The organism is Caballeronia sp. GAWG1-1 (assembly GCF_023631465.1).
Lineage (GTDB): Bacteria > Pseudomonadota > Gammaproteobacteria > Burkholderiales > Burkholderiaceae > Caballeronia.
This window is the reverse complement of the sequence record NZ_JALQDB010000025.1, coordinates 53,675-78,059: the sequence shown is the minus strand read 5'-3', so window position 1 is coordinate 78,059 and position 24,385 is coordinate 53,675. Positions and strand designations below refer to the sequence as shown.

At 63.0% G+C, this 24,385-nt stretch carries 21 protein-coding genes; 13 read left to right on the top strand and 8 right to left on the bottom strand.

Going from position 1 to position 24,385, the window contains the following annotated elements:
- Positions 1–3: 3 nt before the first annotated feature.
- From NCT03_RS14780 to NCT03_RS14770, 3 genes are all read left to right on the top strand, one after another.
- Complete coding sequence (locus tag NCT03_RS14780; RefSeq protein ID WP_250492963.1) at positions 4–1,434, top strand: sigma-54 interaction domain-containing protein; 1,431 nt, start codon at positions 4–6, stop codon at positions 1,432–1,434.
- 134 nt (positions 1,435–1,568) lie between these two features.
- Positions 1,569–1,823 carry a hypothetical protein gene (locus NCT03_RS14775; RefSeq protein ID WP_250492962.1) on the top strand — a complete coding sequence of 85 codons (255 nt, stop codon included), beginning with the start codon at positions 1,569–1,571 and terminating at the stop codon, positions 1,821–1,823.
- Positions 1,824–1,901: 78 nt separating this feature from the next.
- Entirely contained in the window at positions 1,902–3,125 is a 1,224-nt protein-coding gene (locus tag NCT03_RS14770; RefSeq protein WP_250492961.1) for a serine hydrolase domain-containing protein, read from the top strand.
- Positions 3,126–3,131: 6 nt separating this feature from the next.
- Here NCT03_RS14770 and NCT03_RS14765 read toward each other — a convergent pair whose 3' ends face one another.
- Positions 3,132–3,701, bottom strand: a complete 570-nt coding sequence (locus tag NCT03_RS14765; protein WP_250492960.1) for a lipocalin family protein — start codon at positions 3,699–3,701, stop codon at positions 3,132–3,134.
- Positions 3,702–4,201: 500 nt separating this feature from the next.
- Here NCT03_RS14765 and NCT03_RS14760 point away from each other — a divergent pair, with 500 nt between their 5' ends.
- A complete protein-coding gene (locus NCT03_RS14760) occupies positions 4,202–5,182 on the top strand; it encodes an AEC family transporter (RefSeq protein WP_250492958.1) in 981 nt (326 codons plus the stop codon).
- Positions 5,183–5,307: 125 nt separating this feature from the next.
- On the opposite strand, the gene NCT03_RS14755 is transcribed toward NCT03_RS14760, so the two are convergent.
- On the bottom strand, positions 5,308–5,547 hold the full coding sequence (locus NCT03_RS14755) for a DUF4148 domain-containing protein (protein WP_250467584.1): 240 nt from the start codon (positions 5,545–5,547) through the stop codon (positions 5,308–5,310).
- A gap of 725 nt (positions 5,548–6,272) precedes the next feature.
- Here NCT03_RS14755 and NCT03_RS14750 point away from each other — a divergent pair.
- On the top strand, positions 6,273–6,824 hold the full coding sequence (locus NCT03_RS14750) for an NADPH-dependent FMN reductase (RefSeq protein WP_244828871.1): 552 nt from the start codon (positions 6,273–6,275) through the stop codon (positions 6,822–6,824).
- 67 nt (positions 6,825–6,891) lie between these two features.
- Here the strand turns inward: NCT03_RS14750 and NCT03_RS14745 are convergent, their stop codons facing one another.
- Positions 6,892–8,289: a hypothetical protein gene (locus tag NCT03_RS14745; protein WP_250492957.1), complete on the bottom strand. Its 1,398-nt coding sequence runs from the start codon at positions 8,287–8,289 to the stop codon at positions 6,892–6,894.
- 169 nt (positions 8,290–8,458) lie between these two features.
- Entirely contained in the window at positions 8,459–10,702 is a 2,244-nt protein-coding gene (locus tag NCT03_RS14740; protein WP_250492956.1) for a hybrid sensor histidine kinase/response regulator family protein, read from the bottom strand.
- Between the two features lie 482 nt (positions 10,703–11,184).
- On the opposite strand from NCT03_RS14740, the gene hpnD reads away from it, so the two are divergent.
- From hpnD to NCT03_RS14715, 5 genes are all read left to right on the top strand, one after another.
- Positions 11,185–12,033, top strand: a complete 849-nt coding sequence (hpnD, locus tag NCT03_RS14735; protein ID WP_250492955.1) for a presqualene diphosphate synthase HpnD — start codon at positions 11,185–11,187, stop codon at positions 12,031–12,033.
- The gene (gene hpnE / locus NCT03_RS14730) at positions 12,033–13,310 is read left to right on the top strand and encodes a hydroxysqualene dehydroxylase HpnE (protein ID WP_250492954.1); all 1,278 of its coding nucleotides are present in this window, start codon (positions 12,033–12,035) and stop codon (positions 13,308–13,310) included. Before hpnD ends, hpnE begins: the two co-directional genes overlap by 1 nt.
- Positions 13,310–15,289 carry a squalene--hopene cyclase gene (shc, locus tag NCT03_RS14725; protein ID WP_250492953.1) on the top strand — a complete coding sequence of 660 codons (1,980 nt, stop codon included), beginning with the start codon at positions 13,310–13,312 and terminating at the stop codon, positions 15,287–15,289. The genes hpnE and shc overlap by 1 nt, the downstream gene beginning before the upstream one ends.
- Positions 15,290–15,363: 74 nt before the next feature.
- Positions 15,364–16,020: a phosphorylase gene (locus NCT03_RS14720; protein ID WP_250467710.1), complete on the top strand. Its 657-nt coding sequence runs from the start codon at positions 15,364–15,366 to the stop codon at positions 16,018–16,020.
- Between the two features lie 121 nt (positions 16,021–16,141).
- The gene (locus NCT03_RS14715) at positions 16,142–16,615 is read left to right on the top strand and encodes an acyl-CoA thioesterase (RefSeq protein WP_244828865.1); all 474 of its coding nucleotides are present in this window, start codon (positions 16,142–16,144) and stop codon (positions 16,613–16,615) included.
- Between the two features lie 70 nt (positions 16,616–16,685).
- Here the strand turns inward: NCT03_RS14715 and NCT03_RS14710 are convergent, their stop codons facing one another.
- On the bottom strand, positions 16,686–17,636 hold the full coding sequence (locus tag NCT03_RS14710; RefSeq protein ID WP_244828864.1) for an MlaA family lipoprotein: 951 nt from the start codon (positions 17,634–17,636) through the stop codon (positions 16,686–16,688).
- Positions 17,633–20,293, bottom strand: coding sequence for a hopanoid transporter HpnN (gene hpnN / locus NCT03_RS14705; protein WP_250492952.1), 2,661 nt, complete (start codon positions 20,291–20,293; stop codon positions 17,633–17,635). The genes NCT03_RS14710 and hpnN overlap by 4 nt, the downstream gene beginning before the upstream one ends.
- A 255-nt stretch (positions 20,294–20,548) precedes the next feature.
- Here hpnN and NCT03_RS14700 point away from each other — a divergent pair, with 255 nt between their 5' ends.
- The 3 genes from NCT03_RS14700 (at position 20,549) to NCT03_RS14690 (ending at position 21,965) form a co-directional block, all read left to right on the top strand.
- Positions 20,549–21,163, top strand: coding sequence for an MlaC/ttg2D family ABC transporter substrate-binding protein (locus NCT03_RS14700; protein WP_250492951.1), 615 nt, complete (start codon positions 20,549–20,551; stop codon positions 21,161–21,163).
- Positions 21,164–21,333: 170 nt separating this feature from the next.
- Positions 21,334–21,573, top strand: coding sequence for a type II toxin-antitoxin system Phd/YefM family antitoxin (locus NCT03_RS14695; protein ID WP_409014904.1), 240 nt, complete (start codon positions 21,334–21,336; stop codon positions 21,571–21,573).
- A complete protein-coding gene (locus tag NCT03_RS14690) occupies positions 21,570–21,965 on the top strand; it encodes a type II toxin-antitoxin system VapC family toxin (RefSeq protein ID WP_250467576.1) in 396 nt (131 codons plus the stop codon). Before NCT03_RS14695 ends, NCT03_RS14690 begins: the two co-directional genes overlap by 4 nt.
- 62 nt (positions 21,966–22,027) lie before the next feature.
- On the opposite strand, the gene hpnH is transcribed toward NCT03_RS14690, so the two are convergent.
- Both hpnH and ispH read right to left on the bottom strand, forming a co-directional pair.
- The gene (gene hpnH, locus NCT03_RS14685; protein WP_250492950.1) at positions 22,028–23,182 is read right to left on the bottom strand and encodes an adenosyl-hopene transferase HpnH; all 1,155 of its coding nucleotides are present in this window, start codon (positions 23,180–23,182) and stop codon (positions 22,028–22,030) included.
- 13 nt (positions 23,183–23,195) lie between these two features.
- Complete coding sequence (gene ispH, locus NCT03_RS14680; RefSeq protein WP_244828860.1) at positions 23,196–24,167, bottom strand: 4-hydroxy-3-methylbut-2-enyl diphosphate reductase; 972 nt, start codon at positions 24,165–24,167, stop codon at positions 23,196–23,198.
- Between the last annotated feature and the right edge of the window lie 218 nt (positions 24,168–24,385).

Here is a 24,385-nt window from a genome sequence, read left to right as displayed (position 1 = left end):
AGCATGCTCAACGACTGGATCAACGTTCCCCTGGACTATAGCGACGTCATGCGCCGCGCGATGGAATCGCTTTTCAAGACCTTCGAAAATTTGAGCGAAGGCACCTTCATCGTCGATGCGGACGCCCGCGTGGTCTGGATCAACAAGCGCTACGCGGCGCGCTTCGGTTTCCCCGATCCCACCGACGTAATCGGCCTCGATTGCGAAGCGGTCATTCCCAATAGCCTGATGCGCGAAGTCGTCGCGACCGGCAAGCCGATTCTGCTCGACGTGCTGGAGACCGACCGCGAACCGCTCGTCGTCACGCGTTTGCCGCTGAAGGACGAGCGGGGCGCGACCGTTGGCGCCATCGGCTTCGCGCTCTTCGACGAGATGAAAGCGCTCACGCCGCTTTTCGCGCATTACTCGCGCGTGCAGCAGGAACTCATCGCGACGCGCCAGTCGCTCGCGCAGGCGCGGCGCGCCAAGTACACCTTCGCGAGCTTCGTCGGCACGAGTGCGGTGAGTCTCGAAGTGAAGCGGCAAGCGCGGCGCGCGGCGCTCGTCGACTCGCCGGTCTTGCTGCTCGGCGAAACCGGCACCGGTAAGGAACTGCTCGCACACGCGATCCACGGTGCCTCGACACGCGCCGCGAAGCCGCTCGTCACCGTCAACGTGGCCGCGATTCCCGATACCTTGCTCGAAGTCGAGTTCTTCGGCGCGGCACCTGGCGCGTACACCGGCGTGGAGCGCAAGGGACGCGTCGGCAAATTCGAACTCGCCGATGGCGGCACGCTGTTCCTCGATGAAATCGGCGACATGCCGCTGCCGTTGCAGGGCAAGCTCTTGCGCGTGCTGCAGGACAAGGAATTCGAGCCGCTCGGGTCGAACCGCATCGTGCGGGCGGACGTTCGCATCATCGCCGCGACTTCCGCCGATCTGCCCGCGCTCGTCGCGGCGGGGCGCTTTCGCGCGGACCTGTTTTATCGCCTGAACGTGCTGACCATTCACGCGCCGCCTTTGCGCGAGCGTCCGGGCGATATCGAAGCGCTCGCCTATGCCATTCTCGAAGACCTGTCGGGCGAGGCGCGCACGGGCCGCATCCGCCAGTTCGTGCTGCATGAAAACGCGCTGCGGCTGCTAGCCGGTTACGCCTGGCCGGGCAACGTGCGCGAGCTTCGCAACACGCTCGAACGCGCGCTCATGCTTTCCGATAGCGAACATATCGATGCCCGCGCGCTCGCAGGCTTCATCGATTCGACACCAGCCGCGCCCGCGCCGCCAGTCGAAAGCGCGTCCATGCCCTACGCCGCCGCGATGACCGACTTCGAACGTCGCTTTCTGTCCGACGCCCTGCGCGCGAACAATGGCCGCGTGGCGGAAACTGCGGAACGCATCGGTATCGGGCGGGCGACGCTTTACAAGAAGATCGCCGCGTTGGGCATCGACGTGTAGGACATGTAAAGGCATGTGAGATTGTGTCAAACGTGAGCGCGCGCACATTTGCGGCAATCGTCGCGAAAGGCCGGCGTGGCATACTCGCGAAGGCATCGACATCGAAAATAACGACTGAAAACAAGGGGTAAGGGATGAAACTCGGCACTGCGATCGGCTTTTCCGTGATGCTCGCCGCGAGTGCATGGGCACTCGCCGGATGCAGCAGCGCGCCGCCTCTTTTCTCAGCCGATGGCCGTCCCACTCAGCTCGTGCAATGCCCGGTCTACGGTGGCTGGCGTCTTTGCACCGACAACGCGAAGGTCGCCTGCCCCGGCGGCTACGACGTGCTCGAACAATCCAGCGCCGACAACCAGAACGGCTTGTTGATCGCCTGCAAGGCAAACTAGCTGGAACCCGTCGCGCGCTTCCTCATCGAAGCGTGATGCCGCATGCGGCGTCTTTCTCTGTTCTTCGAAGGAGCACCGATGTCCAACGCCGGTTTCGATTCCGCGCGCCTTGCCGAAATGCGCGCCGCCATGCAACGCTTCGTCGATTCCGGTGAGGTCGCGGGCATCGTCACGCTCACCTGGCGGCGCGGCGAGATTGCACAAGTGGATGCGCTCGGCTGGCGCGACACCGGCACGCGCACCCCGATGACGCGCGACACGCTGTTTCGCATTGCGTCGATGACCAAGCCGGTGACGAGCGTCGCCGCGCTCATGCTGGTCGAGGAAGGCCGTCTTGCGCTCGAAGCGCCGGTGGCGAAGTGGTTGCCCGAACTGGCGAACGCGCAGGTGATGCTCGACCCCGAAGGCCCGCTCTCGCAGACCGAACCGGCGCGCACGCAAATCACGCTGCTCGACTTGCTCACTCATCGCGCGGGCTTCGCATATCACTTCACCGCGACGGGCGAACTCGCCGCCGCGTACGAGAGCGTATTCAACGGCTTCGATGCGATGGTCGATCCCGCGAGTTGGCTGGAACACGTCGCCAGAATTCCGTTGATGTTTCATCCCGGCGAGCGCTGGCAGTACGGCGTGTCCACGGATGTACTCGGCGCGCTGGTGCAACGCGTGTCCGGCATGCCGCTCGGCGAGTTCTTCCGCACGCGCATCTTCGAGCCGCTTGGCATGCACGACACGGCTTTTGCCGTGACGCCCGAACAGGCGACGCGGCTTGCGACGTCCTATGTCGTCGATTCCCCGGGCGCGCAACCAGTGGTGGAGGATCATCCTTCGTCGAGCCGTTGGATCGACGCCGCGCGTTATCAAAGCGGTGGCGGCGGGCTCGTGTCCACCGCCGACGACTATCTGCGTTTCGCGCGTGTGTTGCTTGGACGCGGCCGTCTGCAAGGCGATGCTAAAGAGCGCGCAGCAGGTCCGCTGCTTCTGTCGCACAAGTCCGTCGACTTGATGCGCTCTAACTTTCTTACGCCTGCGCAGCGCGAGATCCCGGCGTTCGGCTATCCATTGTGGCGCGCGCAGGGTTTCGGCCTCGGGCTGTCGGTTGTCGACAATCCGGCGTTTCAGTTGCCCGCGGGATATCGTTCGACGGGTTCGTTCAGTTGGCCGGGCGCGCTTGGAACAAGCTGGTTTGCCGATCCCGTCGAGGACATGATCGGCATCATGCTCATTCAGCGGCGTGCGCTCGAACCGTTCCCGCTCGCGCGCGAGTACGAGCGGCTCGTGTATGCGGCTATCGACGACTGACCGTTGTCAGCTTTGCTGCGTCTCCCGCAGCATCGTCACGTCGTAGCCGAGTGCGCGCGTGCGCTCGATCAGCGAGCGCCGCATATCGGGCGATGGCCGCGCGTCGCGCGTCAGAATCCACAGATAGCGGCCGGTCGGTTCGCCGACGATGGACCAGCTGTAGTCGTCGGCGTGATCGAGAATCCAATAGTCGCCGACATAGAACGGCCCGAAAAACGACACCTTCAGCTTCGTTCCGTTCGATCCCGCAACGATCTTCGCGCGTCCTTCCGATGTTTTATATGGCCCGCTCAAGCCGCCTTCGTGGCATGCGTTGATGACCGAGACGAGCCCGTCTTCGCGACGCGCATAGTTCGCGGTCACGCCTTCGCAGCCGCGTTCGAAGCGGTTTTCGTAGCGGGCGAACTCATGCCAGTGGCCGAGGTATCGATCGAGATCGACAGCCTTCGAAGGCTCGGGCACGTTCTCGTTGCCGCTCTTGCGTGCGCCGTTCGTGGCGCATGCCGCAAGCGCCGCAACGCCGCCAAGCGTGATGAGCGCAGCGGCGCCGTAGATCCATGGACTTCTGATTTTCATGTTGCGCGTCTGCTTTTGATTGCGAAGACCTAGCATTGAGCAAACTTCATTCCGATGTTCTTGCACTCCCGGAAAGCCTCACCTTTCGAGCGTCGGAAAAGGCTTTTGCATGTCTCCGAGGTTGCGGCATAGAAGGCAACTCCTTGTCCCATATCGTTTTTTGTTCGTCGAAACCTACGCCGAGGTCGATTCGACTAGTCGTTTTGACGCGCTCCTGTATTCGCTCACCTCAAGCCAACGGCTGTACGAACGGAGCGCATCAGCGGTTTTCTATTGTCGAATCCGCATTCTGGTTGGCAGTTTGCGACGTCAAAATGAAAACGTTACAGAACAATGGCTTGCCGAATGAACTTAGAGCACATTAAAACGTTTCGCGGTACGGATAAACGTTGAAGCGTGAGCTTGAGCGGCTCTCGCGGCTCACCATCACGCAGCTCCCGAAATGCCTCACCTTTTTGACAGCGGTTATTCTCTCGGCTCCTTTCTGTTGAAGCCTTGTCATGCCATCACCGGATCATCTGCATTTCGCTTTCTCTTCGCTGTCTTCGCTTCTCACGCCGCTTTTCACCATCATCCTGCCGGTCTTCGGACTCATCTTCGCGGGCTACGCGTGCCGCAAGCTCAACAAGCTCGGTCCCGCCGCCGCATCGGAACTGAACCGCTTCGTCGTCTATCTCGCGTTGCCCGCGTTGCTCTTCGACACGATGTCCAGGACGCCGTGGAGCATGCTCGATCAACCGGCGTTCATCGCGGTGTTCGGCATCGGGTCAGCCGTGGTGTTCGTGCTTACGCTTATCGCGCGGCTCATGCGTGCGCGTCCGCTCGCCGATGCCAGCATCGACGGACTCAACGCTGCTTATGCGAATACCGGTTTCGTCGGCTTGCCGCTTTGTTTGCTGGCGTTCGGCAAGGAAAGTCTCGCGCCCGCCGTCATCGCAACGATCATCACTGTGTGCGTGCTGTTCGCCGTGGCGATCGTGCTAATCGAACTCGGCTTGCAAAGCGAGAAGCACATCTTCTGGACGCTATGGCGCGTGGCGAAGTCGCTTGGCAAGAACCCTCTTCTGATCGCGCCGCTTGCGGGCACGTTGCTGAGCGGTTCCGGCGCGCGCGTGCCGGATGGCGCCGAAGCATTTCTAAAGCTGCTCGGCGGCGCGGCGAGTCCCTGTGCGCTGGTTGCGCTCGGACTCTTTCTCGGCGCGAAAGGCGAGGCGCGCAGTCTTCGAACGACGGGCGCACTCGTCACGCTCAAATTGATCGCGCAGCCCTTGCTGACTTACTGGCTGGCGTTTCATGTCTTCAGCATGCCGCCGCTATGGTCGAAGACCGCCGTGATTTTGAGCGCGCTGCCAACCGGCACCGGTCCGTTCATGCTCGCGGAGTTTTATCGACGCGATGGCGGCGTCACTTCGAGCGCTATTCTGTTTTCCACGGTGCTTTCGCTAGTCACCGTGACGCTCTGTCTGACCGTGCTGCTTTGAACCGGCTTCGCCCGCATTCGACCCGTCGCTCGCCCGCGATAAAAAATGCCCGGCGCGCGGGCGTCGGGCAAAGCCACCTTCTGTTCGATGGTGGAGGAGGGCCGGTTTGTTCTACCTGTCCTAAATTACTGTGCGCTGCCATCGTTGCGAGTGTTGGCTCGCACTTGCGCATGACGTTCCTGATACGGCCGCAGTTGCGGATAGCTCAATGCGTTGACCGCTTCGAGATCGCCCGCGCGACGGGCGCTCGCCAGTTCCGCTTTCACTTCCGCACGCGATTTTGCGCCGTAAGCCGATTGAGCGAAGGCCGGAGCCGTTGCAAGAAGCGCCGAGATGAGCAGGCCGCCGATAAGTGTGTTTTTCATGGAAGAACTCCTGGATTCGCTTGCGTCCGGTTGACGCTTGAGAAAAGTCTAGGAGTTTTCCTATTGGACAAAAATACCCATTGAGCCAACACATTGTTGTCGGGAATGGTTGAATGCTGGCGCACGAATCGCCGGTTGGTGGGTGTTACCAAGCGCGATTCTTACCATGCTGGTAAGAATAAATTGAGTTTTGTGGGCTTTTTATGCGGATGCTTCATAGATAGAGTCACGGCATCGATCGAACACGGTCGGCCAAACACTCATCTGGAGATGTCAAATGAAGCGCATTCTTTCTGCTGTCCTCGCGTCGCTGGCCCTTTTTTCGGCAGTCGGCGCAGCGCAAGCCGCCGATTCGAATCCGACATCGTGCCAAGGTCCCGCATCGCAATGCAGCGTGTTTTTCGGCCACTGATCTGCCGAGGCGCAGCGGGTCGAACGCACTGAAATCATGCTCTTATCGCGGGAATGTTTCGTCAAAGTAACATTTTCGAACCATCTTTTCGGCAAACACCGAGTTATCCACAGTTTCTGTGGATAACAGTGGGGATAATCGGCCACAAACCTCGCAACAATGCGGGGGGAACTGGGTTGCTCAAATCATCGCAAAAATAGGCAGTCTGTTTGGTTCGTGACGGCGGTCAGACGGCTCGCCTATGATGTTGACTCGAAGCCGCGTCGTGTTTTCGCACGCGGATTTGTTGGCATCCTTCATGGAGCAAAACCTCATGGCCTACAAGATTGCGGTGGTCGTCGGAAGTCTGCGACGGGAGTCGTTCAACCGGCGGCTTGCGCACGCAGTCGAATCGCTCGCACCGGAAGATTTCTCGTTCGAGCATCTCGATATCGCCAGCCTGCCGTTGTACAGCCAGGACTACGACAGCGACTATCCCGAAGTCGCGGTGAAATTCAAGCAGAAGATCTCGGAAGCAGACGCGCTCCTTTTCGTCACGCCGGAATACAACCGCTCGATTCCGGGCGTGCTCAAGAATGCGATCGATTGGGGTTCGCGGCCGTGGGGCCAAAGCGCCTGGGGCGGCAAGCCGGGCGCGGTGATCGGCACCTCGGTGGGCGCGATCGGTACGGCTATCGCGCAGTCGCATCTGCGTGGCGTGTGCGCGTATCTCGACATTGCAATGCTCGGTCAGCCCGAGATGTACATCAAGCACGATGACTCGCGCATCGATGCGAACGGCGCAATCGTCAGTGACGACACGCGCAAGTATCTGCAAACCTTCGTTGATAAATACGTCGCGTGGGTCAAGAAAATCGCCGGATAAGAAGGCGTGTTCAAACGAATCGGCCCGCGCGTGCGGGCCGATTCGTCATTGCCTAAGCGTCCTGCAATTAAACGTGATGATGTCCCGTCACGCGATCCCAACCATGACGGACGGCAGCCTTGAAGCGCTCCCAGGTTCCGTCTTCCGGATGGCGCGTCTCCCACTCACGGCGCATCTCATATTCCATCTGATCGTCCCACGCGCGGCTGCGGAAGCGGTCGTCGTTGCCGAGCGTGGCGCCGTACCGATACGCGCCTTGATAATCCTCGTACGGCTCGCCGGTTGCGGCGTAGCGGGTGTCGTAGTCGGCGCGGAAGTCTTCTTCATACTCCATGTACTCGTTCGGCACAGCAGCCGTTCCAGCCGATGAACCCATCGCGCCGATCGATTGCGACTGGCTTTGACTCAGCGTGCCGCTTCGAATCTGCGCGGGTTCATCGAGCGGGCTCAGCGGTTCGACCGGACGCCAGTCGGCGGCGTTATCGGTGCGTACGCCGGGCAGCGGATCACCCATGTTGCCCGAACGCAGCGGATCGCGCCCGGCAAGAGCGTCGCGCTCCGAAAGCGATTCGCCCGAGAGCTCGTCACGGGCGGCAAGCGGGTCGGCCGGCGTGCCGGTCAGCGGGTCGCGGGCAGCGAGCGGGTCCATGCCAGTGGTGGCGAGCGGATCGCGGCCAGTGACGGGATCGCGTCCCGACAGCGGATCGGCGGCGGTGCGCGTCTCGACTTGCGTGTACTGCGTCGTCTCGTGACGCGTCGTGCCGGCATGCGGCATCAGCGAATCGTCTGCCGGGTCGCTCACGAAGTCGCGTGCACCCAGTGCGGCGGCATCGCGGCGCGTCAACGGGTCGCCGAGCGGATCGGCAAGCGGGTCGAGCAGCGGATCGGCGGCGGCGCCCGTAGCCGGGTTTGCTGCGTCGGTGCGCGGATAAGCGCGGGCGCGCGTTGCGTCCATGCGCGCATCGTTCACCGGCTCGCGGCCCGGCACTGCACTGCCGCGTCCGAGTCCCAGTTCGTCGAGTATCGAATGATCGCGGTCATCCACGCCGGCTTGCGGCATCGCGGTGCCGTGTTCGAGCGTGGACCAGCTTGCGGCGCGCTCATCGATATCGATCGCGCCTTGATCCGCAAGCGTCGCGCGGGCGACATCGGCTTGCTCTTCGCTCGGGGTATCGACGGCTACGAGCACTGCGCCACGACGCACGGCTTCCGAATAATGCGCGACTTCTGGCGGGTGATCGCGCCCGCCGAAAAGCATGCTGAAGAAGCGCTCGATGTTCGCCAGCACGCCTGGTTCGGCGTGCGTTTGGGCATCGGGCATGACGGACGGCTCGGCGGCATCGTCGCGTTTTGGATTCGCTTGCAACTCGATATCAGCGCGCGGGAAGCCCGCTGTAACGAGGGCCGAGCGTGCGTCCTCGGCCTGCGCGTAGGTGTCGAAAACTCCGATGACGGTGTGTCGCATATACGCCTCCTGCGGATGGGCGGAACTTCGAAATCGGCAACGTTGCGAGGTTGCCGTGCATGTTTGCCCATCACGCAACGAGCGTGCCGGCTGCGCCGTGGCCTGTCTGGCAAGGCTCGCAGCGATGAATCACGCAAGGCGCTTTTACAAAACTGGTACAAAAAGCAGATCAGCGGCCGATTGCCCGAGCTTCGTTGAGACGTTCGCGAATCTCGTGCAGCAAGGCGTCGAGCAGCGCGATATCGAATGGTTTAGACAGCACGCGTGCATCGACGTGACGGGCGCGATCCAGTTCTTCCGCATAACCCGTGACGAGAATCACGGGGATGCGCGGCTCGAAGCGTTGCAGCATTTCCGCGAGGTCGATGCCGCTCATCTTGCCCGGCATGTGGATGTCGGAGAGCACGACATCGAAGGGAAATTCGGACGCTTCGCGCGCGCCTTCGAGCACGGTGACGGCGGTATCGGCGTTGAATACGTAGCTCACGTGATGACCCATCATGGCGAGCAGCGCCTCCGTGCCGGCGGCCACTTCCTCGTTGTCTTCGACGAGCAACACGCGCAAGCCTTCGGTCTCCTTGACCACGGCGGGTTCGTCTTTTACCGCCGCGTTGGCCTCGGCCTCAGCGGCCGCGCGCGGCAGATAAAGACGCACCGCCGTGCCCGCGCCGATTGCGCTGTCGATGGTCGCGAGTCCGCCCGCCCGCTCGCAAAACGCAAACACCTGCGGCAAGCCGAGACCGGTGCCCATGCCTTTCGGCTTGGTCGTGAAAAGCGGCTCGAATGCGCGGCCCAAAACTTCGGAACTCATGCCAAAGCCCGTGTCTTCCAGCGTGACCTGAACGAAATCGCCGGTGATCGGAAAGCCGTCTTCGTGACGGAAGCGCACGTTGTCGGCGCGCACGGTGAACGTGCCGCCGCTTGGCATCGCGTCGCGCGCGTTGACCGCGACGTTGATGAGCGCAAGCTCCAGTTCGGCGGGGTCGACGCGCACGGGCCAGACATCCGCGGTCACTTCGACGTGGAGCGCGACCTTCGCGCCAAGCGACGCGCGCAGCAGTTCGCGCCCCGCCGGCACCCATTTGCCGATAGCAATGGTTTCGCTGCGCAATGGCTGCTTGCGCGCCACGCCGAGCAATTGCCGCGTGAGCGACTGTCCGCTCTTGAGCGCGCGTTCCATCGCGGAGAGTTCACGTTCAAGACCGGGCGCGCCGCGCCGTCGCGCGATCTGCACGTTGGTCGAGACGATCATCAGCAGATTGTTGAAGTCGTGCGCCACGCTGCCGACGAGATTGCCGAGCGCTTCCATCTTGCGCGCCTGCCGGTAGGCGGATTCGATCGAGCGCCGCATCGACGCTTCGGCTTGCCAGCGTTCCCACGCTTCTTCCTCGATGGCGAGACGCCGCAGCGATTGCCCGATGACGCCCCACAGCACGATGCAGGGCGCGAAAATCGACAACGCGAGCACGCTCAAATGCCGATACCACTCGGCCCATAACGTGGAGATCGGATAGCCGCTCGACACATAGACTGGATAGCCGCCGACCCTGCGGAACGCGACGATCTTCAGCTCGTTGTCGAGCCCGGACATCATCTCCACGACGCCGCTGCGCCGTCCCGCGCGATATGCCTCGCGCAAGGGCGAACTGGCCGCGAGCGCCATGCGGTCGGGCGGACGTTGCGGATACCACGCGAGCACTTCGCCATCGCTGCGTGCAAGGCCGAGCGAAACGGTCGGACTGTCGCCGAGGAGTTCGCGATAGAACGCGTTGAAATAAGCAGGACGCAGCGCAATCGACACGATGCCGTTGAACTTGCCCTTGTCGGTGCGTCGCACGACCGCCGTGTTGAAGACCTGTTCGCCCGCCACGCGCCCGAGCATCACGCGCGAAATCTGTTCGATGCTGCGGTCGTCGCGCATGCCACCGAAGTCCTCGCGCGTCGCGACGGACACATCGGGCGTCGGCCAGGTGCGGCTCGTCACGAGCAGCTTGCCGTCGGCGCCGAACACCGAAACGGCAGCGACTTGCTGATAGTTGTTGCTCATCATCTTGAGACGGTCGTGGATGAGACGACTGTCGCGGCGGATCGGTTCGTCGTCGAGTCCATCGAGCAGATCGACGATACGTTCGTTCAGCGTGACGTTGAGATCGAAGACCTTGAGCGCGTGCTCTTCGGCGACGCGTGCATTGCGGGCGACGGTTTCGGCGGCGAGCGCCTCGCGGTCGTGATAGTCGGTGTATGCGGTGACTGCCACGTAAATGCAGGGCAGCAGAATGGCGGCGACGAGCAACGCATAAAGCGTCAGGCGCTGTGCGGCGAAGTTGCGCTCGGGAACCACCGGGAATGGCGGTTCATCCTGCCTCTGTTCGGCGGCAGGATCGGCGTCGGACTCCTCACGTTGCAGCGTCATATTTGGCAGCGAAGTGGAAAACTTTACGCGCGCGCGTGTCGTTCGAAGCGTTGAACGCTTCGTTCACAGTGTTCCAAAGCACTTGAACGGATTGGGCTGTGGAGTAACCGGTTCGGGCAAGCACGAAGAATGCCGATTTGAGTTTAGAACGTGCGTACGCGCAGGACTAGCGACATTACCAGAGTGGAGGGTATGCAGGTAAATACGATGCCGCCGCATGCAAGCGCTCTAGTCACGCGTGCAAGTAACGCCGCTGAAAGCCACGCCGCTGAAAGCCACGCCGGTCAAGGCGCAGGCTCGATGGCCAAAGAATTGTTATACTCTTTGCCGCTTCCGGCGTACTTGCCACCGGCCCGCCGGCATTCATCGACTCGATCCACTCAGCGCCAAGCCGTTCCGCGCGCACCCGGAATCGTCGAGGCTGGCGTCATCCAACAATTCGCCCTCGGGGCGCGATAGCGAAAGAACTCGCGGAGTCCGTCTTGGCCGTTTCCCACACCATCGCTGACGAATCTGCTCCCGATGCCGCGAAGGCGTCATCCGGCAGCTCGTTTTATCTCGCGATGCGCATCCTGCCCGCCGACCAGCGGGACGCGATGTATCAGATCTACGCTTTTTGCCGCGCGGTCGACGATATCGCCGACGAAGGCAACTTGCCGCGCCGCGAACGCGCAATCGCGCTCGACCGCTGGCGCGAAGACATCGACGCGTGCTATGCCGGCGCGCCGCGAAAAACGCTCGAACCGCTCACGCGTCACATCCAGGCTTTCCAGCTTTCCCGCGACGACTTCCACGCTGTCATCGACGGCATGGCCATGGACGCCGCATGCGACATCGTCGCGCCCGACGAAGCCACGCTCGACCTGTATTGCGACCGCGTGGCAAGCGCGGTGGGCCGGCTATCGGTGAGAATCTTCGGGATGCATGAGGACGCCGGGCGACGGCTTGCACACCATCTTGGCCGCGCGCTGCAGCTGACGAACATCCTGCGCGATATCGACGAAGACGCGGGCATCGGCCGCGTCTACCTGCCGCGCGAACTGCTCGCGCGCGAAGGCATCTCGACGAGCGACGCGGCGAGTATCGTCGCCGATGCGCGCCTGCCGCGCGTGTGCGCCGTCATCGCCGAACGCGCCAAAGGGCATTACGCGCAGTCGGACACGATCATGGCCGCTTCGCCGCGCCACGAAGTGCGCGCGCCGCGCATCATGTCGGCGGCGTATCACGCCGTGCTCGACGCCAATCTGAAACGCGGCTTCGACCTGCCGCGCCCGCGCGGGCGCACGCCGCGTGCGCGGCTGCTGTGGATCGTCGCGCGCAATCTTCTCTGATGTCACGGCTGGTACACGTCGTCGGCGCGGGCCTAGCGGGCCTTGCCGCAGCAGTTCAGGCGCAACGGCGCGGCGCGCGCGTCGTGCTTCACGAGGCGGCGGCGCATGCGGGCGGACGCTGCCGTTCCTATTTCGACGTGAGACTCGGCGCGACCATCGACAACGGCAATCATCTGCTGCTGTCGGGCAACCATGCGGCGTTGGGCTTTTTGCGTGCGATCGGTTCCGCCGATACGCTCATCGGCCCGAGCCAGCCCGACTACCCTTTCTTCGATTTTGCCGATGGCGCGGCGTGGACCATTCGCATGTCGCCGGGACGCCTGCCGCGCTGGATTTTCGACGCCAACGCCCGCACGCCAGACACGCAGCCCGCCGACTACTTCGCGCTGCTGCCGCTCTTCTTTGCGAAGCCGGGCCGCACCGTCGGGGAATCGATGCGCGCCAAGGGCCCCGTGTGGGACGCGCTCGTGCGCCCGCTCTTGCACGCCATGCTCAACACCGAGCCCGCCGAAGCCAGCGCGGCGCTTGCCGCCAATCTGTTGCGCGAGACGGTCGCGGCGGGCGGACAGGCATGCCGGCCGCTCATCGCGCGTAACGGGCTTGCGCATGCTTTCGTCGAACCCGCGCTGCGGCTTTTGCAGTACGGCGGCGCGGACATCCGGCTGGGCGCGCGCGTGGCGGGTATCGCCTTTTCGGGCACGGATTCGCAGGAACGGGTAAGCTCCATCGCTTTCGAAGATCGCGCCGAGCCGGTCGTGCTCGCACCGGGCGATGGTCTCGTGCTTGCCACGCCGTCCGAAACCGCGCGTCGCCTCGTGCCGGATCTCGTCGCGCCGGACGAGTTTCGCGCCATCGTCACCGTGCATTTCGCGGTCGATGCGCCGTCCGATCTCGGGCCGATCACCTGTCTCGTCAACGGCACGGCTAATTGGCTATTCGCCAACGACGGCAGACTGAGCGCGACAATCGCTGCCGCGGATCACTTGCTCGCGACGCCGCACGACGAACTCGCGCACACGGTCTGGCAGGAAGTGGCGCGCGCGGTGCGGATGTCCGCCGTGCCCATGCCGCCCTGGCAGGTCGTGGCCGACCCGCACGCAACATTTGCCGCTGTGCCGTCGCAGGAAGGTTTGCGGGCCGCGACGCGCACGCGCTGGAACAACTTCACGCTCGCGGGCGACTGGACGGCGACCGGTCTGCCCGCGACGATCGAGGGCGCGATCCGCTCCGGCCAGAAGGCGGCGGACGTGCTGATGAACCCATCGATGGAACGCTGATGAACGATTTATCCCTGTCGGCCGTGGGCGCGCCGGTATCGAAAGCCGCGCTGGACCATGCCGTCGCCGAAGCCACCGATGCGCTACTCGCGGCGCAACATCCCGAAGGCTACTGGCTGTACGAACTCGAAGCCGACGCAACCATCCCGGCTGAATACGTGCTGCTCGTCCACTATCTCGGCGAGGAAGCGAATCCGACGCTCGAAGCGAAGATCGGCCGCTATCTGCGCCGTATCCAGCGTGCAGACGGCGGCTGGCCGCTCTTCACCGACGGCGCGATGGACGTCAGCGCCACCGTCAAGGCGTATTTCGCGCTGAAGACGATCGGCGATTCGCCCGACGCAGAGCATATGCAGCGCGCCCGGAGCGCGATTCTCGCCGCGGGCGGCGCGGAAAAGGTCAACGTGTTCACGCGCATTTTGCTGGCCCTTTTCGGCGTCGTGTCGTGGCGCGCGGTGCCGATGATGCCCGTCGAAATCACGCGTCTGCCGATGTGGTTCCCGTTCCATCTGTCGAAGGTCTCGTATTGGGCGCGCACGGTCATCGTGCCGCTGCTCGTATTGAATGCGAAGCGGCCGGTGGCGAAGAATCCGCGTGGCGTGCGTATCGACGAGCTGTTTCTGGATGCGCCGGTCAATACCGGCATGCCGAGCCGCGCACCGCATCAGAGCCGCGGCTGGTTCGGCTTTTTCCGCGTGGTCGACACCGTTTTGCGCGCAACCGACAACGCGTTCCCGAAAGCGGGCCGTCAGCGCGCGATCGAGGAAGCCGTGCGTTTCGTCGATGAGCGCCTGAACGGCGAAGATGGCCTGGGCGCCATTTTCCCGGCGATGGCCAATTCCGTGATGATGTACGACGTGCTCGGGTATCCGCCGGAGCATCCGCATCGCGCGATCGCACGCAAGTCGCTCGACAAGTTGCTCGTCATCGAAGAAGCCGAGGACGGCGAGGCGTACTGCCAACCGTGTTTATCGCCCGTCTGGGATACGTCGCTCGTGGCGCATGCGCTGCTCGAAACCGGCATGCCAAAGGCGCGCGCGGCGGTCGGGCGCGGTCTCGAATGGCTCTTGCCGCTGCAGATTCTCGACACGCGCGGCGACTGGGTTTCACGCCGGCCGAACGTGCGGCCCGGCGGCTGGGCGTTCCAGTTCGCCAACCCGCATTACCCCGATGTCGACGACACCGCCGTCGTCGCCATGGCCATGGAACGCGCCGACCGCGAAAACGGCTCGGCCATCTATGCCGAAGCGATCTCGCGCGGACGCGAATGGGTCGTCGGCATGCAAAGCAGCGACGGCGGCTGGGGCGCGTTCGAACCGGAAAACACGCAGTTCTATCTGAATAACATCCCGTTTTCGGACCACGGCGCGTTGCTCGATCCACCTACCGTCGATGTCTCCGCGCGCTGCCTTTCCATGCTCGCGCAACTCGGCGAAACGCCCGCCAACAGCGAACCGGCGCGGCGCGCGTACGACTACATCGTGAGGGACCAGGAGCGCGACGGAAGCTGGTACGGCCGCTGGGGCATGAACTACATCTACGGCACCTGGTCGGCGTTGTGCGCGCTGAACGCGGCCGGCGCGGCGCCTACCGACTCGCGCGTTAAGCGCGGCGCGGAATGGCTCATTCGCATTCAGAACGCGGACGGCGGCTGGGGCGAGGGCGGCGAAAGCTACAAGCTCGACTATCGCGGATACGAACAGGCGCCGAGTACGGCATCGCAAACGGCGTGGGCCGTGCTCGGGCTGATGGCCGCGGGCCAGATCGAGCACCCGGCGGTGGCGCGCGGTATCGACTATCTCGTTCGCACGCAGCAAAGCCACGGTTTGTGGGACGAGACGCGCTTCACCGCGACGGGTTTTCCGCGCGTGTTTTATCTGCGCTACCACGGCTATCGCAAGTTCTTTCCGCTATGGGCGCTCGCGCGATATCGCAACATGACGCGTGAAGGCCTGACGCGCGTGACGGCGGCCGTGTGAACGCGCCCGACGCGCGTTCGCTCCACGCATTGCGCCACGCGGCGGGCGGCTTGCCGGTCATTGCCGTGACCGGCATGGCGTTCGAGGCGAAGATCGTGCGCGGACGCGGCGTGGAAGTCGTGTTCGCGGCGCGCTCGGACTGGCTGGAGCGCGCGTTGTCGGACGCCATTTCGCGCGGCTGCACGGGTGTCATCAGCTTCGGAACAGCGGGCGGACTCGCGCCCGATCTGGAGCCGGGCGCGCTCATCGTGGCCAGCAGCGTGTGCGGACCTTTCGGCGAATTGCGTACCGACGACGCCTGGTCCGCGCGTATCGTCGATGCCTTCGCGGGCACGCCGCTACAGCGCCTCACGCGGCGCGGCGTCATGGCCGGCGTCGCCGCGCCGGTCAAGAGCGAAGCGGAGAAACGCTCGTTGCATTCGTCGACGGGCGCGCTCGCGGTGGATATGGAATCGCATATCGCCGGGGCGATTGCCCTCGCGCGCGGTCTGCCGTTCGCCGTGTGCCGCGCGATTGTCGATCCGGCATGGCGCACGCTGCCGCCCGCGGCCACGGCTGGTTTGCGCGATGACGGCACCACGGCCATCGGTCCGATACTGCGAGAACTCGCGCGTCAGCCCGCGCAACTTGGCGCCATGCTGCGTCTCGCCGCCGATGCCCGCGCCGCGCGAACATCGCTCGTACAGGCGCGTCACGCGCTTGAAACCGCGCATGCACTAGCGTTCGATTGACCGCGTAACGCGCCGCTTGCTTTCTGCGGGTTAACCCGCATCTGCGTATAATCAGGGAAAACCCTAACAAAACTGCGCGCGATCAGTCACGTGCGCAGGGTCAGCAGAAAAGGAAGCGCAAATGAATTTTCACACTCGCAAATGGGTCAAGCCCGAAGACCTGAATCCGAACGGCACCTTGTTCGGCGGCAGCCTGCTGCGCTGGATCGACGAGGAAGCCGCGATCTATGCCATCTCGCAACTGGGCAATCAGCGCGTCGTGACCAAGTTCATGTCGGAGATCAATTTTCTGGCGTCGGCGCGGCAGGGCGACATCATCGAACTGGGAATCACGGCGACGCATTTCGGCCGCACCTCGATCACGCTGCGCGCCGAAGTGCGCAACAAGATCACGCGCAAGAGCATTCTCACGGTCGAGAAAATGGTGTTCGTGAACCTCGACGCGCAAGGCGACCCCGCGCCGCATGGCCGCACGGCGATTCGCTATGCGGACGAGTTGTTCGAAGCCTATCGACGCGACCAGCGCGTGGTGGAAGCGCCGAAGGCATCGAGCGATGACTACGGCATGCAGGAAGCCGCGGAAGAAACGCACTGAGGCAATTGAAACGGGCGCTGCAAAGCGCCCGTTTCATTTTGAAGCTCAGAAAAACCTTGGCAACACAGGCTTACTTTGCGCCCGGATCTTCGTACTGCGGCACGTCTTGATCCTTGCTCGAACTCGACGGCGTGGTTTCCGCCGGCGCTGGCGACTTGCCGCCCATTCCGCCCGCTGGCGCGGCGGCCGCGCCCGGATCGGCGTAATTCGGCAGACCTTGCGCCGCGCTGCCGCCGCCCGTCGCGCCAGGAACGCCCGGCGCGCTCGCGGCATCGGGAGCGGATGCGCCTTCATCGCCATAATCGGGCAACGTCGCCGTACCGCCGCCCGTTAGCAAGTACTGCCGACGCTGCGTGTAGGCATCGCGCACGAAGGCGTATTTGTCGAGCGCGGCCTGCGAGAGAAGATCCGTCGCGCCGATCAGATCGGCCCGCGCGCTCACGAAATTGATGCCGTACAGCGGCCAGCGGATTTCGTTATCCGCGTAGCTGATCGGGTTCACGCGCCAGTCGACGAGCCACGTCGTCGAGTCCCGGAACGAGCTCGGGCCGAGCAGCGGAATCACGAGATACGGGCCGGACGGCACGCCGTAGTGTCCGAGTGTCAAACCGAAGTCCTGATGATGCTTGGGCAAACCGGCCGGCGATGCAATGTCGATCAAACCGCCAAGACCGAACACCGAGTTGATGGCGATCCGCATCAAATCCTGCGTGGCGTCCGTGATCTTCAGTTGCAGCAGGTTGTTGGCGAAGTTGCTGAAGTCGCCGATATTTGAAAAGAAGTTGCTGACAGCCGTGCGGAACGGGCTCGGCGTGTAGTCCACGTAGAACTGCGCGACCGGCTTCGCGACGTAGGTATCGAGCGTGTCGTTGAATTTGAAGATCGTGCGGTTCATCGGTTCGAGCGGATCGCGCGGATTGCGGTCCGGTCCGGTCGCGCATCCCGCGACCAAAAGCGCGCTCGCAATCACCACACTCGTGGCCAGCTTGCGATGCGCACCAGCGGCTAAAGCCGTTCTCATTCTTCGATTCCTCTTAGGTTGTCGTGCCGCTGGCTCGCGCGCAGCTTCGCCCGATCGGCTGCGCGTACACGGCGGGGCTTGCCCATCAATACCGGCTGAAATACCACGGCGCCGATCAGCGTGCACAAAAGCGACAGCGCGAGCAGCCGCCCCATGCTGGATGTGCCGGGGTGATGCGAAAACCACAGACTGCCGAACGCGGTTGCGGTCGTTGCCGCGCTGAACATCACGGCATGCGTGAGACTCGATTGCAGCAAGCGCGTCTGGCCGGAGCGCCACGCCATCACGAAATAGATCTTGAACGCCACGCCGACGCCCAGCATGAGCGGCAACGCGATGATGTTCGCAAAGTTGAGCGGCATCCTGAAGACGACGCACAGTTCCAGCGTGACGATCGCGGAGACGAGCAACGGTACCAAAGTTCGTAAAACATCGCCCAAACGGCGCAAGGCGATCCACAACAACACGGTTATCGCGATCAGCGAGTAGATTGCCGCCTGCTGGAACGCCTTGATGATCGTCTCGGCCGAATGGCGCACGGAGATCGGGCCGCCTATGGCGTTCGGCTCGGCGTGGCGCACGGCATCTGCGAAACGGGCGAGCAGGGTGTCGTCGTTCGGATCGGCGCCCGGCGGCACTTTCGGCGAGACATCGACGAGCGCCTGACCACTCGGCGTAACCCACGTCTCGACCATTTGCGGCGGCAAGGTGGCGCGCGTGATCTCGACCGGCTGCAACAGCGCGCGCAACTGGCCGAGCGCGAGGCGCAATGGCTCGGCCATCGCGTGGTCGGCGCGATCGCGCGTGGCGGCATCGGCGGCGGCGAGCTTCTTGAGCGTGGCGGAGAGATGCTGCGCTTCGGCCGCGCCCGCGCCGGGGTGATCGTCGGCCGCGAGCGACAGCGCACCCGCGACACGCTTGAGCGTGGCGACGCGCACTTCATCCGTCACGGGCGATGCCACCGGCTGGTTCAGCGCCGGCAGCAACTGATCGGCGGCAGCCTTGATGAGCGCGAGCTTTGCCGGCTGATCGGCCGGAATCAGCGACGACAACGTGGTCGCGCGATCCACTTCCGGCAGCTTCTGGAGCTTCGCCGCGATGCGATCCGCTTCCGCTAGCGAAGGCGCGAGCACCGCGACATCGTTGACCGCGCCCTCGGGTGAATCCTTGAGCGAGGCGAGCGTCGCCATCGACTCCGTATGCGGATCTTTCAGATGCAGCGGGTTGAAGTCGAAGTGCAGATGGAACAGGAGCGGCAACGCGCCGACCACGACGACGAGCGTGCCGATCAGCACCGGCTTGCGATGCCGGTCGAGAAATTCATCGACGGGGGCGAGCACCGGAAAGCCCGGCGCGCTTGCTTCGCCCGGCGGCGCAAACACCTTGATGAGCGCGGACAGCAAGGTCATGTTGGTGATATACGCGACGAACATGCCGACGCCCGCGATCAACCCGAGTTCCGACACGCCGCGATACGCGGTCGGCAGAAAGGAGAAGAAGCTTGCGGCAGTCGCGGTGGCGGCGAGCGTCAGCGGCACGGCCACATGCCGCGCGGTTTCGGCGAGCGCCACGTCGAGCCGCTTGTGCTTGTGCCGTTCCTCGCGGTATTTCACGCCGAACTGAATGCCGAAGTCCACGCCCAGACCCACGAACAGCACCATGAACGCGACCGAGATCATGTTGAGCGCGTGGACCATCATGAGGCCGAGCGCGGCCGTGATCGCGAGCCCGACGAAGAGCGTGATGAACACCGCAAGAATCATGCGCTTGGAGCGCAACGCAACCCACAGAATGACCAGTACGACCAGGAACGTGAGGATGCCGTTGAGCTCGGCGCCATCGGCCACGGAGGCAAATTCTTCGTCGGCGAGGGGTTGCGCGCCGGTCAGATGCAGCGTCGCGCCGTACTTCTTGTCGAGGTTCAGCCTGGCCGCCACGGCGCGAATTTCGTCCGATGAGCCCGCCGCCGCCTTGAGCGCGTTGAAATCGAGTTCCGGCAACACGGTGACGAACGCGCGCGCCGGTCCGGTGCTCTTTGCGGAATCCGCCACGTCGCGCCAAGAGAAGGCAACCGGCTGATTGGCCAGCACGCCGTCGAGCACGGTCGCGCTCTTGCCGAGCAAGCTGGCCATCTGGCCGAGATTGATCTGGCCTGTCAGCAGCGGCACATTGAGCGTGGTATTCAGCGTCTGCGCGAGGCCGGTGAGTGTCGGGTCGTGCGCGAGCGTGTTGATGAGCGGACGCGCCTGCACGAGCTGCTTCGTGACTTCATCGACCTTGGCGGCGGGTAAGTACAAAAGGCCGTTGTGCTCGAAGAAATCGCCGCCTGAAGGTTGCGACACCGACTTGAAGCGCGCCGGCTCCTGCTTGAGCGCGGCGGCGAGTTCGTTCGCGGCGGCATCGGCGAATTCGGGGGCCGCGGCTTCGACGACGATCAGTAGCGTGGCGCCGCGTTGCGGAAACGCGGCGTCGATTGCCTTGCTGCGCGCGGCCCACTCCGGCTCGTTCTCGATGAGTTGGCTGACATCGGTGCTGATCTTGAAGTGATGGACGACATAAATCGTGCTCAGCACGCCGAGCAGCAGCGAAATGGCGATAATCCACGCCGGACGGCGTATGGCGATGGTGACGAAGCGAGTAATGTTGGACGTCAGCATGAAGACGCTACCTGGTGTGTCCTGTTATTTTTGCGGGCCGCGTGCTGCCGGCGAGATGATGCGCGCCGGCGTCCGGCGATGCCGCGCAAGTATACCGGTCGATGCCGGGCACGAACGCGCCATGCGTCTTGAACTGTCGATGCCCCCGCGTGTCGATATACTGGCTCGACGCGTGCCGGCTGCATCGGCGTTACCGGGTATTGCGCCGTCCCCATACCAATTCCAACCTCAGAACTCATTCAGAGAACGGGTGCCATGAAACGCTATCTGTCCATTTGCTTCGCATTTCTCCTTGCCCTCGGCCTGTCCGGCGAGGTTTTCGCGCAAACTAGCCCCGACGCCGTCGTCAAGGCTGCTGTCGAAGGCACCGTCGACGCGATGAAGGCCGACCCGCAAGCGCGCGGCGGCGACATGGCGAAGATCACACAACTCGTGCAAACGCGCTTTTTGCCCGCCACCGACTTCCAGCGCACGACGCGCATAGCGGTGGGCAAGGCATGGGCCAGCGCCACGCCCGAGCAGCAGAAACAGCTTTACGATCAGTTCCAGACGTTGCTTGTGCGGACCTACGCGGCTTCGTTGTCGCAATTACGCGATCAGGACGTCAAGTTTAGCTTCGAGTCGCCCAAGGCCGATGCGAACGCGCGCGACGTCGTGGTCGAATCGCACGTCGTTTCGACTGGCGGCGACAATCCGGTGCGTTACAGATTGGGTAAGACGGCGCAAGGCTGGAAAATCTACGACATCGACATGATGGGCGCGTGGCTCATCCAGGTCTATCAGCAACAATTCGCGGGGCAACTGCAGAAAGACGGTGTCGATGGGCTGATCAAGTATCTGTCGGAGCACAATTCGCGCTCGGCGGGGTGACATCGAGGCGCAATAGCGCCCGCGACGCCACCTGCACCAGCCAGACTCATGTAATAAGAAACGCGACGGTGATGAGCCGTCGCGTTTTTTTGTTTATGACGCGCCTGTCCTGTTTTCCTATACCATTTGGCCGAGTCTAAAATGACTATCGTTACGTGACCAGGGGCATTATCATGGCTGTCAAGCGAGTTTCGAAATCCGAGTTCAAGGCGAAAGCATTGGAGTACTTTCGTCTCGTGGAATCGACAGGAGAACATATGATCGTGACGGACCATGGCAAGCCCGTGCTCGAAGTGCGGCGCTACGACAACTCATCCCTCACGCCGCTGGAGGAATTGCGCGGAAGCGTGTTGCGTTATGACGACCCCATGGAGCCCGTCGGCGAGGACGACTGGGAGGCGCTGGAATGATCGTGCTGGACACGCACACGTTGCTGTGGTGGGTGAGCGGAGCGGCGCTCGGCAAGCTAGCTCGGGCAGCGATCGAGCAAGAATTGGAGGAAGGCGGGGAGATTGTGATCTCGACCATGACCGCATGGGAAATCGCGATGTTGGTGAAGCGAGGTCGGGTTGTCCTCTCCGCGGACGTTGGCGACTGGCTCGACAAAGTGAGTCGAATAGAAGGCGTGCGCTTCGTCCCCGTGGACCGAAACATCGCAGTCAAATCCGCCGATTTGCCGGGCGAGTTCCACAAAGATCCGGCAGACCGCATGATCGTGGCGACGGCGCGTTCGCTTTCTGCACCTCTGGTCACGAAGGACCGGAGAATTCGCGACTATCAACACGTCAAGACCATTTGGTAACCCGAAAACAAAAAGGGCGGACAACCAGAGTCATCCGCCCTTCCATCAATCACCCTCGGCCACTAATGCGCCGCAGCGGCTGCCTTTGATCCCTTGCCCTTCGACATCCGCCCGATCTCTTCTAGCTTGATCTCGACGTGCTTCGAGAAGACGTACTCGGCCGGACGCTGCTTGTCGATCGGCAGATCCTTCGCGTACGCGCCTTCCGTACGCGGGCCGCGCATCGACACACCGAGCGCCTTCAGCGGATGCGCCACGGTATCCATCACGGCGGTGGCTTCGAAGCCGCTATGCACCATGCAGTCAGCACACTTCTCGTAGTTGCCCGTGCCGTACTTTTCCCACTCGGTGGTTTCCATCAGTTCCTTGAAGGTCTTCGCGTAACCTTCACCGAGCAGATAACACGGACGCTGCCAGCCAAACACCGTGCGTGCCGGGTTGCCCCACGGCGTGCACTGATACGTCTGGTTGCCCGCGAGAAAGTCCAGGAACATGGCCGACTGGCTGAACGACCAATTCTTGCCGTTGTTGCCGCGCTTGAAAATCTCGCGGAACAACGTCTTGGTCTTGTCGCGGTTCAGGAAGTGCTGCTGATCCGGCGCGCGTTCATAAGCATAGCCGGGCGACACCGTGATGCCGTCCACGCCCATCGGACCGAGCGTATCGAAGAACTTGGCGACGCGATCGGGATCGGCGTCGTTGAACAGCGTGCAATTGATGTTCACGCGGAAACCGCGCCGCTTCGCTTCCTTGATCGCCTTCACGGCCTTGTCGTAGACGCCGTCTTGCGATACCGAGTGATCGTGCGCCTGCTGGTCGCCATCGAGGTGAACGGACCAGACGAAGTACGGGCTCGGCTCGTAATCGTCCATCTTCTTTTCCATCAACAGCGCGTTCGTACAGAGATACACGAACTTCTTGCGCGCGATGATGCCCTTCACGACCTGCGGCATCTCCTTGTGCAAGAGCGGCTCGCCGCCCGCGATGGAAACGACCGGCGCGTTGCACTCGTCGACCGCGCCCAGGCACTCTTCCAGCGACAGACGCTGGTTGAGAATGGGATCCGGATAGTCGATCTTGCCGCAGCCGTTACACGCCAGATTGCAGCGGAACAGCGGTTCGAGCATCAGTGCAAGCGGGTAGCGCTTGTTGCGCGAAAAATGCTGGCGAAAGATATAGGCGCCAACGCGGACTTTCTGAAGCAGCGGAATAGACAATTGCTTGCTCTCCTTATTCTTCGCGGGTGGCCGTCGCTGCCGTGGTCGCCAGGGCGGCGAGCGGTTGCAACAGCTTCGCGGGGAGTTTGAATTCGACCTTTTCCTCGCGGCCTTCCATCGTCGTGACTTCGACGTGGCCGAACGCGCGCAGGGCATCGATCACATGTTTGACCATTTCCTCGGGCGCCGAAGCACCCGCGGTGATGCCGACAGTCTGCGCCTTTGCAAACCATTCGGCCTTGACTTCCGAACCATCGGCGACGAGATAACTCGGCACGCCGGTTTCCGCGCCGATCTCGCGCAGCCGGTTCGAATTGGAACTGTTCGTGGCGCCTACTACGAGCAAGACATCGACCTGAGTGCTCAACTCGCGCACGGCGGCTTGGCGATTCTGCGTGGCATAACAAATGTCGCGCGTGTCCGGACCCACGATATCGGTGAAACGGCGCTGCAAGGCGTCGATGATGCCGCGTGTGTCATCCACCGAAAGCGTGGTCTGCGTGACATAGGCGACCGGGGCATCGACGGGCAAAGCGAGCGTGTCCACTTCCGCCTCGCTTTGCACCAGCACGACCTCGCCCGGAATCTGCCCGATGGTGCCTTCCACTTCCGGATGCCCCGCGTGGCCGATCAGAATGAGTGTACGGCCTTGCGAGACATACTGCCGGCCCTGCACGTGAACTTTGGTGACGAGCGGGCAAGTGGCGTCCAGCACGTCGAGCCCGCGTGACAGCGCGTCTTTCTCCACCTTCTTCGCGACGCCGTGCGCGCTGAAAATGGCGACCGCGCCGTGCGGCACCTCGTCGAGCTCCTCGACGAAACGTGCGCCCTTGCCGCGCAGATTGTCTACGACATGACGGTTGTGAACGATCTCGTGACGCACATACACCGGTGCGCCATGCCGTTCCAGCGCCCGATCGACGATTTCGATCGCGCGAACCACGCCCGCACAAAAGCCGCGGGGTTGAGCAAGGATGATACGCATATTCGAACGAACTCCGACTGGCGCGGGTTTCGGATCAGGCGGCGCGATGCTCGCGCGTTCCATGGGACCACATTATCGTGCCGGCCATGCCGCAAACGGGCGGCTTGGCAAGCCCGGAATGCAGACCGGAAAAAACGACGTGCCGGGTTCGGTCTGCATGCCGAAGATGACCGCGTATTCTAACTCGTTCCCTTTATGGGCGCTTGTCGCATACGTTC